At 57.4% G+C, this 15,722-nt stretch carries 10 protein-coding genes and 1 pseudogene (1 of these 11 running past the window's edge); 3 read left to right on the forward strand and 8 right to left on the reverse strand.

Translation table 11 applies throughout. From position 1 onward, the window contains the following. Positions 1–30: 30 nt before the first annotated feature. Positions 31–2,022, reverse strand: coding sequence for a hypothetical protein (locus FVQ81_11115; GenBank protein ID MBW7997096.1), 1,992 nt, complete (start codon positions 2,020–2,022; stop codon positions 31–33). A gap of 353 nt (positions 2,023–2,375) precedes the next feature. On the opposite strand from FVQ81_11115, the gene FVQ81_11120 reads away from it, so the two are divergent. Both FVQ81_11120 and FVQ81_11125 read left to right on the forward strand, forming a co-directional pair. Beyond that, positions 2,376–3,362 (forward strand): hypothetical protein, encoded by a 987-nt coding sequence (locus FVQ81_11120; protein ID MBW7997097.1) that lies wholly within the window; start codon positions 2,376–2,378, stop codon positions 3,360–3,362. A 6-nt stretch (positions 3,363–3,368) separates the two neighbouring features. After that, positions 3,369–4,373: a hypothetical protein gene (locus FVQ81_11125; protein ID MBW7997098.1), complete on the forward strand. Its 1,005-nt coding sequence runs from the start codon at positions 3,369–3,371 to the stop codon at positions 4,371–4,373. Positions 4,374–4,504: 131 nt separating this feature from the next. On the opposite strand, the gene FVQ81_11130 is transcribed toward FVQ81_11125, so the two are convergent. The 7 genes from FVQ81_11130 to FVQ81_11160 all read right to left on the reverse strand — a co-directional run bounded on the left by FVQ81_11130 (position 4,505) and on the right by FVQ81_11160 (position 14,469). Continuing rightward, entirely contained in the window at positions 4,505–5,212 is a 708-nt protein-coding gene (locus FVQ81_11130) for a PIG-L family deacetylase (GenBank protein ID MBW7997099.1), read from the reverse strand. A 14-nt stretch (positions 5,213–5,226) separates the two neighbouring features. Beyond that, on the reverse strand, positions 5,227–5,991 hold the full coding sequence (locus tag FVQ81_11135; GenBank protein MBW7997100.1) for an SDR family oxidoreductase: 765 nt from the start codon (positions 5,989–5,991) through the stop codon (positions 5,227–5,229). A gap of 162 nt (positions 5,992–6,153) precedes the next feature. Next, a complete protein-coding gene (gene gyrA, locus FVQ81_11140; protein MBW7997101.1) occupies positions 6,154–8,637 on the reverse strand; it encodes a DNA gyrase subunit A in 2,484 nt (827 codons plus the stop codon). Between the two features lie 56 nt (positions 8,638–8,693). After that, a complete protein-coding gene (locus FVQ81_11145; protein ID MBW7997102.1) occupies positions 8,694–9,383 on the reverse strand; it encodes a peptidylprolyl isomerase in 690 nt (229 codons plus the stop codon). Between the two features lie 303 nt (positions 9,384–9,686). Further along, positions 9,687–10,328 carry a peptidylprolyl isomerase gene (locus FVQ81_11150; protein ID MBW7997103.1) on the reverse strand — a complete coding sequence of 214 codons (642 nt, stop codon included), beginning with the start codon at positions 10,326–10,328 and terminating at the stop codon, positions 9,687–9,689. Between the two features lie 131 nt (positions 10,329–10,459). Continuing rightward, positions 10,460–12,487 (reverse strand): DUF3857 domain-containing protein, encoded by a 2,028-nt coding sequence (locus FVQ81_11155; GenBank protein MBW7997104.1) that lies wholly within the window; start codon positions 12,485–12,487, stop codon positions 10,460–10,462. After that, complete coding sequence (locus tag FVQ81_11160) at positions 12,484–14,469, reverse strand: DUF3857 domain-containing protein (protein ID MBW7997105.1); 1,986 nt, start codon at positions 14,467–14,469, stop codon at positions 12,484–12,486. The genes FVQ81_11155 and FVQ81_11160 overlap by 4 nt, the downstream gene beginning before the upstream one ends. Positions 14,470–14,668: 199 nt before the next feature. On the opposite strand from FVQ81_11160, the pseudogene FVQ81_11165 reads away from it, so the two are divergent. Continuing rightward, positions 14,669–15,722 (forward strand): annotated as a pseudogene (locus FVQ81_11165) (hypothetical protein); it runs 215 nt beyond the window's last position.

The raw sequence follows: 15,722 nt of genomic DNA on the forward strand, positions 1-15,722 counted from the left end.
AATTAAAGTAAGTCTGTAATGCTCGCCGAGTCATTTTTTGACTATCAAGCTCCTGAAATAATCGGCCTTGGCGGGATATCTGATAGATGCTATTTCGGCTAGAATGTTGTAAATATACGGAGTAGCGCTATAGCGGGCGATCAGGATGATATCGGACCACTCATCAGGCATATACATACCCATGGAGGCCTGCTGATAGCATTTTGCCAGTTGTTCCGTGTCGCTGAGAATAGTGTAATAGCGTAGATAAAAACAGAGCAGTTGTCCGTTTGAATTCAATTTATCTTTCTCCAGCCAGTACCGGTTGCGGAACTCGGCATTTTTTAATTGCTCTCCCCAATATTCACTGCTCGACTGATTTAGTTTGTACCCCAGTTGCAGGAAACGCAGGTAATATTGAGTTGCTTGTTGCAACTTGCCCGCATTCTCGTAAGCTATGGCCAGATTCATTATCATCGGCTTCCTGTGTAAGTCTCCTGAAGCCTTTTCCAGATTTGGTTCAATGTAGGCTATAGCGCTGTCTGGGAAGCCCATTTTATTGTAAACCATTCCTTTATTTACCAAAGCTTCGTATTCACGTCTTCCCTTTACCTCGCTCCATACAACCAGGGATGTTTTGTAATAACCTCTTTCTGCGGCCATGAATCCCAGTGTTATCAGATTAGAGCTTTTGTGCATATCCACTTTGGAAACCCTGGAAATATATCTTAGGCCTCTTGTATCATCGGCATTCGTCCAGATAAAGGTAATTGAATGGACAAAAGCCGCGAGAGCTATACCATAGATTATCGCCGCTTTTGCCGGAGCGGCCAAAACCCGGATCAGTATCAAAGCGGCCAGAAGAGTTGTGGGTAAGCCGGTAATCGTGAAAATGTCCCAATCACGAATTCCAAGTAGCGGATCGAAAATAAGAGCAAATGTCCAGGTGGAAAGCGCAGCCCAAAAGACAAAGACAAAAGTATCATTTGGCTCGGAAAGTATTTTGCGTGATCCTTTTAACGGCAGAATCAGCAGCGCGACAACGCACATGGGAGCCGCGAAAATGATAAAGTTCAGTTTATACCACACATTCTCCAGACTCAGCAATGTGAAGGGATGGTCGGGGCGCGTCTGGGTTGGCACAAGGATTTCGCTCTCTACCAGATTGTAAGCGATTAAAAAGACAGCTACACAAACTCCGAATAAAACCAGGGAGCTTTTGCCGGTAAGCTTTTGCTTGCTATACAGCTGACCTGGTTTACCGTTATAGCTCGTTCTGATCAACAGAATTATCAAAGATGGCAGTAAGACGACGGCACTGAGATGAAATAGCACTGCCAATATCAACGTTGCCGCGGGAATCAGAGGAAGGCCTGTTTTATTATTCGAAATATATCGGAGACTCGCGTACAAATACCCTGCCACACAAAGGTTTACAAGGGTATAGCTCTCGACGTAGCCGAAAAACAACTGAAGAGTACTGGTTGAAAGTAAAAGCAGAAAAACTCCGAAAAACTCATGCTCTCGCTGAGTAATCAGTTTAGCAGTTTTCCAAAGCACTACAATGTAGGGCGCAAGTAATGATACATGCAGGATAGAGTAGGCATGTTCGCCGTTCGAAATTCCGAACAGAGTTAGAAATCTGTAAAAGACTTGGTGAGAAAAGAAATCCAGTGGCTCATGCTTACTTAGCGAAAAGTCCTGCTGAACTGCGCCCACAAACGCCCAACCGTCACCCAGGAAATGGTTCTTCGATCTCAACAACCAGCCCACCCAGATAGCAAGCAGGATTACGGCGAAGGCGAGTAGATTTCTCTGGTTGTCTTTAAGGGTTAGTACTGGTTTTAACAGGGAGTTTTTTCTGCCTGTCAAGACCGTAAGAAATAGGAAGGCACTGACCGCCGTGGCAGGTACCACCCACCAAGCGACAAACGGTTCGGCTGGCATCAGCCCCCATACAAATGTCCATCCTAGTATGGAAGCCAATAAGGACACGGCTATCCAGGTCAGGGCGATTGCGGCGGCCGTCTTATTAATTTGCATGGCTTCTGGGAAAGGTAAGGGGATAAATCAACTCTGATAAAATATTTGTGTAATATTACGCTCCAGCGGCAGTCTAGTCAAACTTTGCCGGCAACGAGAATACAATGGGCATATTAGAGTCTGTTCATTTGCAATGGTTATGATTTATGTTTTACGGTTCACTTCTGAAATAAATGCGGAGAGCAATTTCACGTGATTCCACGACCGTTTTTTTCATTTGATCTGAGTTGAGTACTATCCACTTTACACACCGGGTGCCGATAAGGCTATTGACCGATTTGGAACAAAGTATTTAAGTTATTTACGACCAAAAGGACAATTTTGTAAAAAAACGGCTATAATGGGGGATAATGATGAATAAAATAATCGCCGTACTTGCGGTTGGATTGATTGCCGTGGGTCCAGTCCATGCCGAATGGTATAAGGGCAACACTCATACCCATACGATCAATTCCGACGGCGACAGCGCACCGGACGTGGCAGCGCGCTGGTACAAGGAGCACCGTTACCATTTCGTCGTGATCACCGACCACAATTACCTCACTCCGGTGGACGGCCTGAACGAAGCGCTGGCGGCTCAGGGAAAATTCCTGGTGATAAGCGGCGAGGAAGTTACCGACGGGTTAGAGGACAGCTCGGGGCGGGGGTATTCGATCCATCTCAACGCGGTCAACCTGGCCGAGGTGGTGCCGCCGGCCGGCGGCGGCAGCGTGGTGGAGATGCTGCAGAATAATGTCGATGCGATCAACGCGGCCGGAGCGGTGGGCCATATCAACCATCCTAATTTTGGCTGGTCGATCACGTTCGAGGACATGCTGGCGGTGCGGGATTATAACCTCTACGAGCTCTACAACGGCCACCCGACTGTCAACAACGCGGGCGGAGGTGGCGTGCCGGGTACCGAGGCGATGTGGGACAGTCTGCTGAGCCGCGGTAAGCTGGTTTTCGGGGTCGCAAGTGACGACGCCCACTCGTTCAAGAAATTCGGCCCAGATCAGTCCAACCCAGGCCGCGGCTGGGTTGTGGTCCGCGCGGATACGCTGAGCAGCGATGCGATCGCCTCGGGGCTTGACAGGGGTGATTTCTATTCCTCGACCGGAGTCGAGTTGGAGGACGTAATAGTCACGGATAAGCGGATCACGATCGAAATTGAGCAGCAGAGAAGCAGCACCAAATACACCACGTATTTTATCGGCAGGGGCGGGAAAGTGCTCAAAGCCACGGGCGAAAATCCCGCAGTCTACGATATCACCGCAAGAGAACTCTACGTCCGCGCCCGGGTGGAGGATTCCAACGGGTGGAAAGCTTGGACCCAGCCGTTTTTCACCACTCCCCGATGAGGAATCATGAGGCTGCTGAGAGTTATTTGCGTAACGGTGTTGTTCTGCCTGCCGGGTTTCGCCGGCGCCGAATGGTACAAGGGAAACACCCACAGCCACACGATCAACTCCGACGGCGACAGCGCGCCGGATGCGGTGGCGCGCTGGTACAAGGAGCACCGCTACCATTTCGTCGTGATCACCGACCATAACTACAATACCGATGTTCGCGGGTTGAACCGCACCCTCGGTGCTCCAGGCAAATTCCTGGTAGTCAGCGGCGAGGAAGTCACCGACCGCTTTCCAGAGAGCGGGGAACGGACGATCCCGCTGCATCTCAACGCGATCGGTACGGACCAGGGCGAGGGTACGCGCACAATCGGCCCCTCGGGCGGCGGCAGTGTCGATGAGGTATTGCAGAGAGATGTCGACGCTATCCGGGCCGCCGGAGCGACGCCTCAACTGAATCATCCAAATTTCGGCTGGGCAGTGGATGTGGGCCACATGGACCGTCTGCGCAACTATTCGCTGTTCGAACTCTGGAATACCTCGACCAACTGCAACAACCTCGGCGGCGGAGGCCACCTTTCCACCGAGGCACTGTGGGACTCCCTGCTGACCAGGGGTAAGATGGTGTTCGGTATCGCCAGTGACGACGCCCATCAGTTCAAGGTCCGGGGGCCGCAGTACTCGAATCCCGGCGGCGGGTTTGTCTGGGTCAATGCAGACAGCCTGGAGGCTGGAGCGCTGGCGGCGGCCCTGGAGCGAGGTGATTTCTACTCCTCGACCGGACTGCGGCTGGAGCGGCTGGAACTAGCCGGCGAGCGGATCGTGATAGAAAGCGAACTGAAAGGGCGGACCCGTCACAGGGTCTATTTTATCGGCTCCGGCGGACGAGTGCTGAAACAGACCGACGACAACCCGGCGGTCTACGAGATCGGAGGCGGCGAGAGCTACGTACGGGTGAAAGTGGTGGACAGCAACGGGCGGATAGCCTGGACCCAACCGGTGTTTACGAAACAGAAAAAATAAGGACTTTTTGATTTAGTTTAGCGGGAAAGACAGGCGGGCAGGCACGATTTATGCAAAAACACCATCTGGCGGGCACCTGCTGGATCGGGTGGAAAGCATAAATCGTGCCTGCCCGCCGCTTTTTCGGATATTCAGAACTCGACCGGATCCTCAAGCGGCGGATCGTGTTCCTCGCCGAAAATCTCGTAGCAGATCTCGCGGCTCACGCTCTCGCGCACTTTAGATTTCTCCACCACCTCCCTGTAGGTTCCGTAACAGTCCAATGCGCGGTTGAAAGCATTGAGGTCCTGATCGTCTACCACGAAGCGGCAGTCGATCTCAGCGGCGGTCGAGTGGTTAAGGCGGATTGCACCCCTGTTGTTTTTCGCCGTTTGTTCATCGACCGTGAAAAACGCCAGTCTGCGAAGGTAGTCTGCGCCATCCTCACGCAGCTGGCAGAACACGCGCTTGACAACGGCGTGGGCAATCAGGTGGTCGTGGAACCCGCTGATGCCGTGGGCGGGGTAAGTAATCAGTATCTGCGGCTCGATTTCACGGACGTGCTTTTCCACCGCGTGCTCGATTTCGCGAGGGTCCAGCTCTTTCAGGCCGCCGTCGGGGAGGTTCAGGACAGTCATGCCGGTTAAGCCGTACACCTGACTGACACACTGCATTTCGCGATACCGGACCTCGCCCATCTGCTGCTTGTCCAGGCCCAGCTTATGTCGTATACTGGTAGCCTCGCCGCGGGTGAGCGTAAGCAGGTACACTTCGTGGCCGTCGCGCAGTTGACTGTTGATACCCGGCCCGGGCCCGAAACTTTCATCATCCGGGTGCGGGAACACATAGAGGAATTTCACCGGGGCTCCACTGGTTACCTGGCGATACTGCAGCCGCCGTCGACAATAATAAACTGGCCGCAGATCATTTTCGCTTCGTCCGAGCAGAGAAACGCCACGGTTCTGGCCACGTCTTCCGCCTCGATCAGCCTCTGCATCGGGGCGCGGCAGGCGGTTTCCTCCAGCAGTTCCTTGGCGCCGGGGATAGCCGACAGGCTGCGCGTGAAACACGGACCGGCCATCACTCCGTTGACCACGACCCCTTTCGGAGCAAGCTCAACCGCCAGGTAGCGGGTGATCGATTCCAGCGCGGATTTGGCCGGGCCGATCACACCGTAGCCGGGAAGGACTTTCTGGCCGCCCTCGCTGGTGATACTGACAATCCGTCCCCAGTCGTTTTTCATCATCGGCACTGCGTGCTGGGCCAGGTGCATCAGCGAGCGGGCGCTGCTGGCCAGGGTTACCTCGAAATGATGGGTCGTGGTGCCCATCAGGGTGCCCGGCACACCGAACGCCGCGTTGGCGATCACGATTTCCAGGTTGTCGAACTCCGCCTTGACCTGGTTGAACATCTTGTGCAGGCTGTCCTCGTCGCCCACGTCGCCTCGCAGGGCGATAGCCCGGACGCCGTTGTCCAGCTTTTCGATTTCCGCGACGACTTCATGGGCTTCGCTTTTGCTGCGACGGTAATTGACTATCACGTTGCAGCCCTCGCGGGCGAGCCTGATCGCTATCTCGCGGCCGAATCCACGGCTGGCGCCGGTTACGATTGCGTTCTTACCCTCAAGTTCCGGGTACATCGTACAAGTCTCCTCCCGTTGTGCTTGCCGATAAATCCAGGTTTGAAATTAAAAATAATTTTCAACCTTTCGTTTTGAAAGTCAAGAGAGTGCAAAAAAATAAAAAGGGGGGACCACGAGGTGGTCCCCCTGATAATGCGCATGGAACTGTACGATATCTCTTTATTGATCAACCTCTTCCGGGTTCTGGTCTACAATCCCGTTTTCCTGGTCGTCATCCTCGCCCGGTACGATCCTGGCGACATCGACTACCCGGTCGCCCTCGTTGAGGTTGATCAGTTTCACGCCGCTGGTGTTGCGACCGATCACCTTGACACTGCTCAGGGCGATCCGGATAATCAATCCCAACTGGGTGATCAGGATCATTTCGTCATCATCGACCACTTCCTTGATCGATACCAGCTTACCGGTTTTGGGCGTGCAGCGCAGGGTGATAATCCCCTTGCCGCCGCGATTGGTGACCCGGTATTCCTCCACCGAGGACCGTTTGCCCAAACCTTTCTCGCTCACGACCAGCAGAGTCGAATCCCGGTTCAGCGCAACCATGCCCACCACGAAATCATTGTGCACCAGTCTGATTCCCCGGACGCCGTAAGCCGTTCGGCCCATGGCCCGTACCTTGTCCTCGTGGAAACGGATCGCCTGGCCGTTACGCGTGGCCAGGATAATGTCGTGGCTCCCATCGGTGATCCTGGCTTCGATCAACACGTCGTCCTCAGGCACGCCGATCGCGATAATTCCGTTGCGGCGAGGGTTGCTGAACGCGGCCAGGCTGGTTTTCTTGATCTGTCCGTTGCGTGTGGCCAGGATTACGAATTCGTTCTCGCTGAAATTTCGTACCGGAAGCATGGCGGCAATCCGGTCTTCATTGTCGATCTCGAGCAGGTTGACAATCGCCTTGCCCTGGGCGGTGCGCCCGGCCTGCGGGATCTCGTAGACCTTCAGCCAGTAAAGCTGGCCCTTGGCCGTGAAAAACAGGATATAGTCGTGGGTGCTGGCGATAAAGAGGTGCTCCAGGAAATCGGTTTCGCGTGTGGCCTGGCCGCTCTTGCCCCGGCCGCCGCGGACCTGACGGCGGTAGGTGTTGACCGGCAGGCGCTTGATGTAGCCGTTGTGGCTGATCGTGATCACCATTTCCTCTTCGGCGATCAGGTCCTCGATATTGAACTCGCCGGCATCGTCCAGAATCTCCGTCCGGCGTTCGTCACCGTACTTGTCCTTCATTTCCAGCAGCTCTTCGCGGATTAACTGCATGCGCTGCTGGCGGCTATCGAGCAGGTTCTTCAGCCGCTCGATAGTCTGCAGTAAGTCCTTGTACTCCTCGTCCAGTTTTTCCCGCTCGAGCGCGGTCAGACGGGCCAGGCGCAAATCGAGAATGGCCTGGGCCTGGACTTCGCTGAGCTCGAACCCTTTCATCAGATTGGTGCGCGCAGTCTCGGTGTCCTTACTCTTACGGATTATTTTGATCACTGCGTCGAGATTGTCGATCGCGATCTTGAGGCCTTCCAGAACATGCGCCCGTTCATCGGCTTTGCGCAGCTCGAACTCGGCGCGGCGAGTTACCACCACGTGACGGTGATCGAGGTAATGCCGGATCATCGACTTCAGGTTCAGCACACGCGGAGCCCCGTCCACCAGGGCCAGGTTGATCACGCCGAACGTGTTCTGGAGCTGGGTCTTGGTGTAGAAAAGGTTGAGAATCGCCTCGCCGCTGGCGTCGCGCTTGAGATCGACCACGATCCGCATCCCGTCGCGGTCCGACTCATCGCGGATATCGCTGATCCCCTCGACCTTCTTGGTCCGCACCAGTTCGGCCATGTCTTCCAGCAGCTTGCTCTTGTTGACCATGAACGGGATCTCGGCAATCACGATCGCGTCGCGGCCGTTTTTCTTGCTTTCCACATAGGCGCGGGCGCGGACCTTGATCAGGCCCCGTCCGGTGTGGTAAGCTTCCTTGATTCCCTCGCGTCCGTAGATATAGCCGCCGGTGGGGAAATCGGGACCCGGGACCATTTCCATCAATTCATCGACAGTGATCTCCGGGTTCTCGATAGTCGCCACGCAGGCATCCACAATTTCATTCAGGTTGTGCGGTGGAATGTTGGTCGCCATGCCGACAGCGATACCGCTGGAACCGTTGACCAGCAGATTGGGTATTTTGGCCGGCAAAACGGTAGGTTCTTCCAGGCGGTCATCGAAATTGGGGCTGAAACCGACAGTTTCTTTTTCGATATCCGCCTGCATATCGACCGCTACCGGCAGCATCCTGGCCTCGGTGTAGCGGTAGGCCGCGGCCGGGTCTCCATCGATAGAGCCGAAATTGCCCTGACCGTCGATCAGCGGGTAGCGCAGGCTGAAATCCTGAACCATCCGCACCAGGGCGTCGTAGACCGCCGAGTCGCCGTGGGGATGGTACTTGCCGAGCACGTCGCCGACCACGGTGGCGCATTTCTTGTGTGGCCTGTTGGGCGCCAGGCCCAGCCCGTGCATGGAAAACAGGATGCGGCGGTGAACCGGTTTGAGCCCGTCGCGCACGTCCGGCAGCGCGCGGCTCATGATCACGCTCATCGAGTAGTTGATGAAGGAGTCCCGCATCTCATCCTCGATATAACGCGTCAACACTCTTTCTCTGTTCTCGATTGCCATGGTTTCCTTCGTGCTAAAACTTTAGCTGAAATTGCCTGGCCGGCCGTATCGTGGAATTACTGCTGCTCCTCGAGCGGCAGTTCCAGCACGTCGCCGGCTTTTTCGATACTGACACTTTTAATCAGCGCGGCCTTACCCGGATTGTCGCGCTCATCCCGCGGCAGGGCTACGATCTTGTCCACCACGTCCATCCCTTTGGCCACCTTGCCGAACACGGTGTACTGGCCATCGAGCGAAGGATAGCTGGGAGCTACCAGGATAAAGAACTGGCTGCTGGCGCTGTTGGGGTCCTGGCTGCGGGCTGCCGATACGATTCCCTTGGTGTGCCTGATCTGGTTGAACTCGGCTGTCAAACGGCGCGGTCCGCTGCCGATCCCGTCGTTTTTAAGGTCGTCATCCTTGCTGTTGGGGTCGCCGCCCTGGATCATGAAGCCGGGGATTACCCTGTGGAACGTGGATCCATCGAAAAACTTGCTCTCGGCCAGCGACTTGAAATTTTTCACATGGTTCGGCGCTACGTGGGGGTAGAACCGGATGACAATCGATCCGAGCTTGGTCTGAATCACCGCCACTTCGCTCTCATCGGTCAGTTCGGTGCTGCCCGGCGTTGACTCGGGGCTCTGGCGGATTTTGGCTTTCGGAGGTGGAATCGTCTCGTTTTCCTGGGCGTTGCCGCCGGTGGAGCAGCCGAAAATCAGGGCGGCGGGTAATGCGGTCAGTGCAAGCAAATTAATAAATCGGCTCATCATCCGTCCTTTTGGAGATTCCGTTGCTGGAATTCAGGTTCGCAAGCTTTAGAGGGGCGTTGAAAAAAGGACTTCAACACCCCAGCTGAAATTTTTCGCTTTTTCGGCTGTCAAGGGCAAGGCAAGCCGTTTCGACTCTAACATAATGAATCATCAAATCGTACAGCTTCACTGCCTGAGTAATCCTTGCTTACTCATTGTGCTTCAAAACGGCCCTTGACAGCCCATTTACGCTGAATTCAGTATCTTTCAACACGCTTTTGGTGGCAAACAGTTCGTCAAATTACAAGGTTCCGGAGCTGATCAGACATAGCGTTCGTCCACATAAACGCGCCGGATTTCCACCCGCTCCACAGGCTGTCCGTTCTCGTCTGTGCGGCTGCGCGAGATGTCCCTGATTACGTCGAAACCCTCCACGACCACACCGAAGACGGTAAAGCGTCCGTTGAGTTGAGGCCGGTCCTCGAGCAGAATATAGAACTGGCTGTTACCCTTGTCCGGTTCACCGGGAGGATGAGCCAGGCCAACGTTGCCCGTCATATTGGGCATATTGAATTCCGGGGCGATAGTAAAGCCCGGGTCGCCGGCCCCGTCGTTGGTTGGGTCGTCGTCACGGCTGTTGACATCACCGCCCTGAATCAGACCGTCTTTCTCGACGTAATGGAACGTCAGCCCGTCGTAAAAACCACGTTGAATCAGATTCTTGATCTGACGCACCGTGGTTGGCGCGGCCTGCGGCATGGGCAGGATCATGAATTCGCCGAGATCGGTCTCGAAAATCCAGACTTCGCGCTCGCTTTTCTGCTGCTCGTAATCACGGGTCTGGGCCAACTGCGTGCCCGTGCGCGGAGGAGGCTGGCCGCAGGAAAGCAGCATGCCGAGCAGCAGCAGAGATGCGGGGAAAGGAGTAACTCTTTTGATCACGAAATCCATGCGGGAAATCACCCTGGGGACACCTCCGGTTAATTGCCGGTTCGGTAATAAAGAACAAGCTTTTAATATAAGCTTCCATCCTCCGTTTGACAATAGCCAAACGGCAGCGAGCTTGGCTGCGGGAACCTTCTGCAATGCCGGTTTCAGCTACCCGGCGTGCTGCCGCGTTCGAGCAGGATCAATGTCTGGCGGGGCAGGGTGAAACCCTGGAAGAACTGCCTGAATTCCGGGTAGCCGTCAGTGCCCACGGTCCTCGCGCTCACGGTCAGGCTGCGGCGAAGGTTCAGCGACCTTCCGCTCCGGGTGCAGTCCACAAGCCAGCGGCCGTATTGGCAGTCGAGCGCTTCGTGCTCGGGCATGTAGGCAACCTTCCAGCCCTCGGGCAGGGTAATCGTGTACTCGCGCACCAGCGTGAACGGACCGTCGCCCACGAATTCGTACTCCCGCGTTTCGAGGTCCGGGAAATAGGGCAGGCCGGTAAACCCGAACGGCGGCGCCGGCAGGCGCAGGATCATCATCTCACCCTGCACAACCCCCAGCCCGGGCGCCGAGTACTCGAAATCCAAGCTGGCCGGGACGGTCAGGTCACGAAGGTCAGACAGTTCGACACCGGTTGCGCGCGCGCCCTCGCTGATAGCGTTGGCCGCCTGGCTGAAATACTGCTGACGTTCGCGGGGAGTGTCGTCTTTCAGGCTCAAGCGGGCCTGGATATCAAACAGGCCGTCGGTGCCGGCATGAAACGCCCCGGTGACGTCGCCGTTATCGGCCAGGACGAGTTCGGCCCGCACCAGCGAAAGGCTCTTCTCCGGCGGGAAACTGCGCAGGCGATGGAGCGTACCGCCGGATTCCAGCAGCACCAGCGCCCGGCTGCCCTGGCCGCGGCTGTGATAACCGTAGCGGTTGTACTGGGCCGTGGGATGCAGCCACAGGCCGTGGCGGCCTGTTTCGCCGTAGAGCGGATTGACAAATGTGGAGTCCGTAAAATAACCGGCCACGAAAACCATCACCCTGTCGAACTGAGCCGCCGCCGGGACGTCCTCTTCCAGCATGTCCCGCATCTCGCCGCTGCCGTAAGCCGGCCAGGCCTCGATTCCCGCCGCGCGCAGCATGCTGACCAACAGGACCGCCTTGTCCAGGCCGTGGCCGTACATGTTTTCCAGCACCTTGCCCGCCGGAGTCGGCTGATAGGCGGTCAACGGTAAGGCGAGGCCGATATTGCGGACCTCGGTGGCCACATAGAGGGCGATCGCGCGGACGCTGTCCGCCAGCGAAGCGCTGCCTGCAACCAGCGAGTCCGCCCGCTGCCTGAGTGCGCCGCCGGTTTCGACCGAAGGGAAGAACCTGGCGGCCAGCCAGCGGCCGAGGTTTTCCCAGCTATCGACGTTGGAAACCAGCAGCCAGGGAGAGTAGCTCTGTGAGGGGGGCATGTAGGGGATCCGCTGGATCATCGGCACGTCGGCCAGCTCCCAGCCGTACTGCCTGAACTCGTTGCCAGCCAGGTCCAGAGTCTGCACCTCGGCCTTTCCCAGCCCGTTGCGGCGCACAACCAGCGGCTCGGGAGCGTCCGCGGGCACCAGCAACTCGTAACGCTTACGCAGGATCGGCTCGAAGGTGCGGAACATTTCCCTGTCCCAGTAAAGCATTTTTCCCGCTTTGTCCGCGCTGTCGGGAGCGCTGATCGTCCGGGTAACGAGCTCCACCACCGCGCCGGGCTGGATCCCGCCGAACGAGATTACTTTCTGCTTGATGTCGGCATAGACGGCCGCGCCGGTCAACTCCGGAGGGGTGATCACGTTGATCGCCTTGTCCTCCACGGGCACAGTGCCGCCATCGGGGAGCCACGTGCGCGCCAGCAGGATTGCGACACTGTCGGTTTCGGAGTCGAAATTACGTTTCTGGTCGCCGAACCCGCGGCCCCGGTCCTGAAGGATTTTAACCAGCAGGTGCTCGGTCAGCTCGTTGGTCCCGTCGGGCAGCACGACCAGGCTCTTGCCCTGGTACAGGATCAGCGCGCCGGCGGCGGGATAGTCATTCAGGCCGGGGGCATCAGCCACAATCCGCGCGATCTCGGCCTCATCCAGCCGGACCTCGGCGTTCAAGTCGTTAAGCGGCAATCCGACAAGCAGAGCCACGGCACCGGCTGCATAATGGATGATGCGCTGGAGATTCATCGCGGGCCTCCATCGCTGTCGGCTTCGAGAATGATCTCGCCCCGTCCGCTGCGGCTGCTGGCCCGCAGGATTTCCTTGAGCTGAAGGTACTCGTCGGTGCTGAGCTGCTTGCTGTCGATCAGGAATTGCTTATCGTAGCGGACAGTCAGCAAGGGGTTGGTCTCCGAAGGCATATCGGCACGGTAGGCCATCCGGTAAGTCAGGTCGCCGTCGGCCAGGTCCACGGTCTCGGGCATGCTCTTGATCCGGTAGCCCGGCGGCAGCGCCAGTTCCTCTCTCTGGGTACTGCCCAGGGTCATGCCCAGGTTGAACGGATATTCGCGCTCCGGCAGCCCGGCGGCCGAGAGGAAACTCTCGAGGATCAGTTCGAAACTATTGGTCGAGACCGGCGATTTGATCAGCAGGTAATCCCCGGCGGCGATAGCGTAGTCCGGCACCTCGTAGCTGAACTTGATTCCGAAAGCGGAGTAGAGGTCTTCCGGGTCGCTGGAACTGAACCCGATCAGGCGCGCCCCGGGATGGACCCCGGAAACGATTTGCTGCCAGATACTTTGCATCTGGCGGGGCGGGAAGCGCTTGATGAACCCACGGAAGGCCAGGTCGTAGATCCCGGCCGTGGAGATAGTGACCTCGCTGACCAGCCGCCCGTCGGATTCCACGCGGCTGGTGGCGGAGATAGTGCCCATGTTGTCTTCGGCGGGCATGTGATCGCTGGTCACCAGCGGTTCGCCCGCCGGGGTGCAGACCAGCATGTGGGCGCCGGCCTCGGCCGCCATCAGCAGGTCCGGGTTGTTTTCCACGGTCGGGTCGCTGAACCGCCAGCCGCCCTCGGCCTCAGGCAGGGCGACAATTGCGTGGTTGAAGCCGATAATCGGGATTTCCTCGTCGATCAGCTCACCGGCGCGGGTCAGGACCACGTAGCTTTCGATATCGACCTCATCGAGCATGGTGCTCATCAGCACGGCCACGTCGCGGCAGACCCCGTAGCGCGTGGATAATGTTTCGCTGGCGGGCTTGGGCTCGAACCCGGCTTTCTTACCGGTGCCCAGGCCCATGTAGCGAACTTTCTGGGCCACGAAATGATAGATCGCCTTGATTTTTTCCTCATCGGTGGCGAGCCCCTCGGTGATCCGGCTGACCACGGCGCTCAGGCTGTCGTCGGCGGTGCGGAACTGCGAGGTCATCTCGTACCACCACCTGCTGACCTGCCGCCAATCGTCAATCGTGGAAACAATCAGCCGCGGGGCGAAGCTGTAGTAGGGGGGCATGGCCGGCTCGGCCACGATCCGGGGCACGTCACGGACTTCCCATACGTACGTGTTCAGACCGTTTTCCGTGGTCAGTGAAAACTCAGCCTCACCGTCCTTGACCACGTAGTGCAGGGGCAGACTGGCCGGGCCGGTGATTTCGATCCGTTTGTTTACGATCGGTTCCCCGATCTGGAACAGGTCCATCCAGTCGAACTGGCCGGCCATCGGCGCGTTGAAGCAACTGTCGACAACCTCGTATTCAATCGCATCGCCCACCTCGAGGCTGGGGAAGGTGACCAGCTGTATCCGCACCTCGGAGTCGAAGATGTTCATCCGGGCCAGCATGGGGTGGGTGACGTCCTTGATCATCTCCTCCGGCACATCCACCACCCGGCCGTCGGGCTTGATCACCCGTGCCGTCTCGATCCGCAGCGTATTATACTTGCGGCTGTAGTCGTGCCCCTGCTCGCCCCAGCGTTTCTTGCCGGTCTCGGTCAGGAGCTTGATAAGAACATGTTCCCGGTGCAGATAAGTTCCGTCCTCGTTGTAGCTGATGGTCCGGTCGGCTTCGACAATCACCGAGTTGGCGTCGGGGTATTTTTCCGCTGTGGCGGCGATGAGTTTTTCCACTAATTCCGGCCCGGCCTGCGCGGCCAGCCCGGGGGATGGTGCCAAAATGTCTGCCAGCAGGAAAGCGGCAAGCAGCAATGGTAACGACAGCAATTTGTTCATAGCCCGCTCCGGTGGAATGAAAATCTTGCGGATTTTAATGTCTGGTAAGTATTTAAGCCGCTTTGCGGAGTTTGTCAATTGCTTAGTTTAAGCCGGTTCGCGCTTGACCACAGGTGGCTCTGAGTGTAAGTTTTTTACGATCAGCTTGCTTAAACAGCGACAATCCAGTCCAATCATCTAATATGGGAGAGTAACCGACATGTTCCCGATAGCGGCAAAGAGGATTCCCGTGTTCTGTGTGATGGCTGTCATGCTTGTCCATCTATGCCTGTGGGGCGCCGAGCCGGTGGTCAGCCCCTGGGTTTCCACCAACCGCAGCGTTAACACGTTCGACGCCGCCACGATCGCCGCCGACATGAGCCGTGGAGCAAGCGGCTCCATGGAACGTGCGGTAAATTTCTACAGTTTTTTCCGCCGGACGATGTTCCCCTACTCCAACCGCAACGAATACCCGTACCCCGAAAACGACCAGTCGCACATGTTCGATTTCGTGAGGATGGTCAATGTCTACGGCTACGCGCTCTGCACCCAGGGCAACTGGATGTTCGCCAGCTTCCTCAAGGAAACCGGCCTGACCGGGGACGCCCGCGGGATCAGCGTGCCGGGCCACGGTACCGCCGAGGCGTACTGGGACGGCAAGTGGCATTTCATCGACGCGGTGGTGGGTTGTTTCGCCTATACCGGTAAGCAGAAAAAGGATATCGCCTCCATCGACGAGATTATCGCCGACAGCACGCTGCTGAGCAGGGCGGCAGTCCAGGGCCGGGCCAGCATGCCGTTCTGCCCGTGGGGCGGCGAGGCAATCTACCCGGAGGCCGCCCTGGCCGTGCCGGACCGGTGGTACACCTACCGCAAGTACGCCCTGGCGTTCCTGATGGGCGCGCTGCCGGAGTACAAGCCGGTCGAGGTGGGGGAGCGGTCGTCACACACGATGGCGTTCAACCTGCGGCCGGGGTTCAAGCTGATCAGGACCTGGGACCACGAGCCGGGGATGTACAACCTGAGCTACGAGTACCATCGCGACCGGCTGAAGATCATGAGCCCCTCGCCGGCACTGCTGCCGCCCCACCATCCCGACGGCGGCAAGGAGATGCGCGATGAGATCAACTGGCCGCTAATCAAGCCCTACCGCAAGACAATCAACGGCCGTGACAGCTACCGTTACTACGCTAACGGACGGCTCGTGTACGAGGACGATTTCAGCGACGACAGGATACTGCGCTCGGCCGATTCGCTGGGGGGACTGAGTGTGG

It is taken from the genome of Candidatus Glassbacteria bacterium (assembly GCA_019456185.1).
Lineage (GTDB): Bacteria > Gemmatimonadota > Glassbacteria > GWA2-58-10 > GWA2-58-10 > JAJRTS01.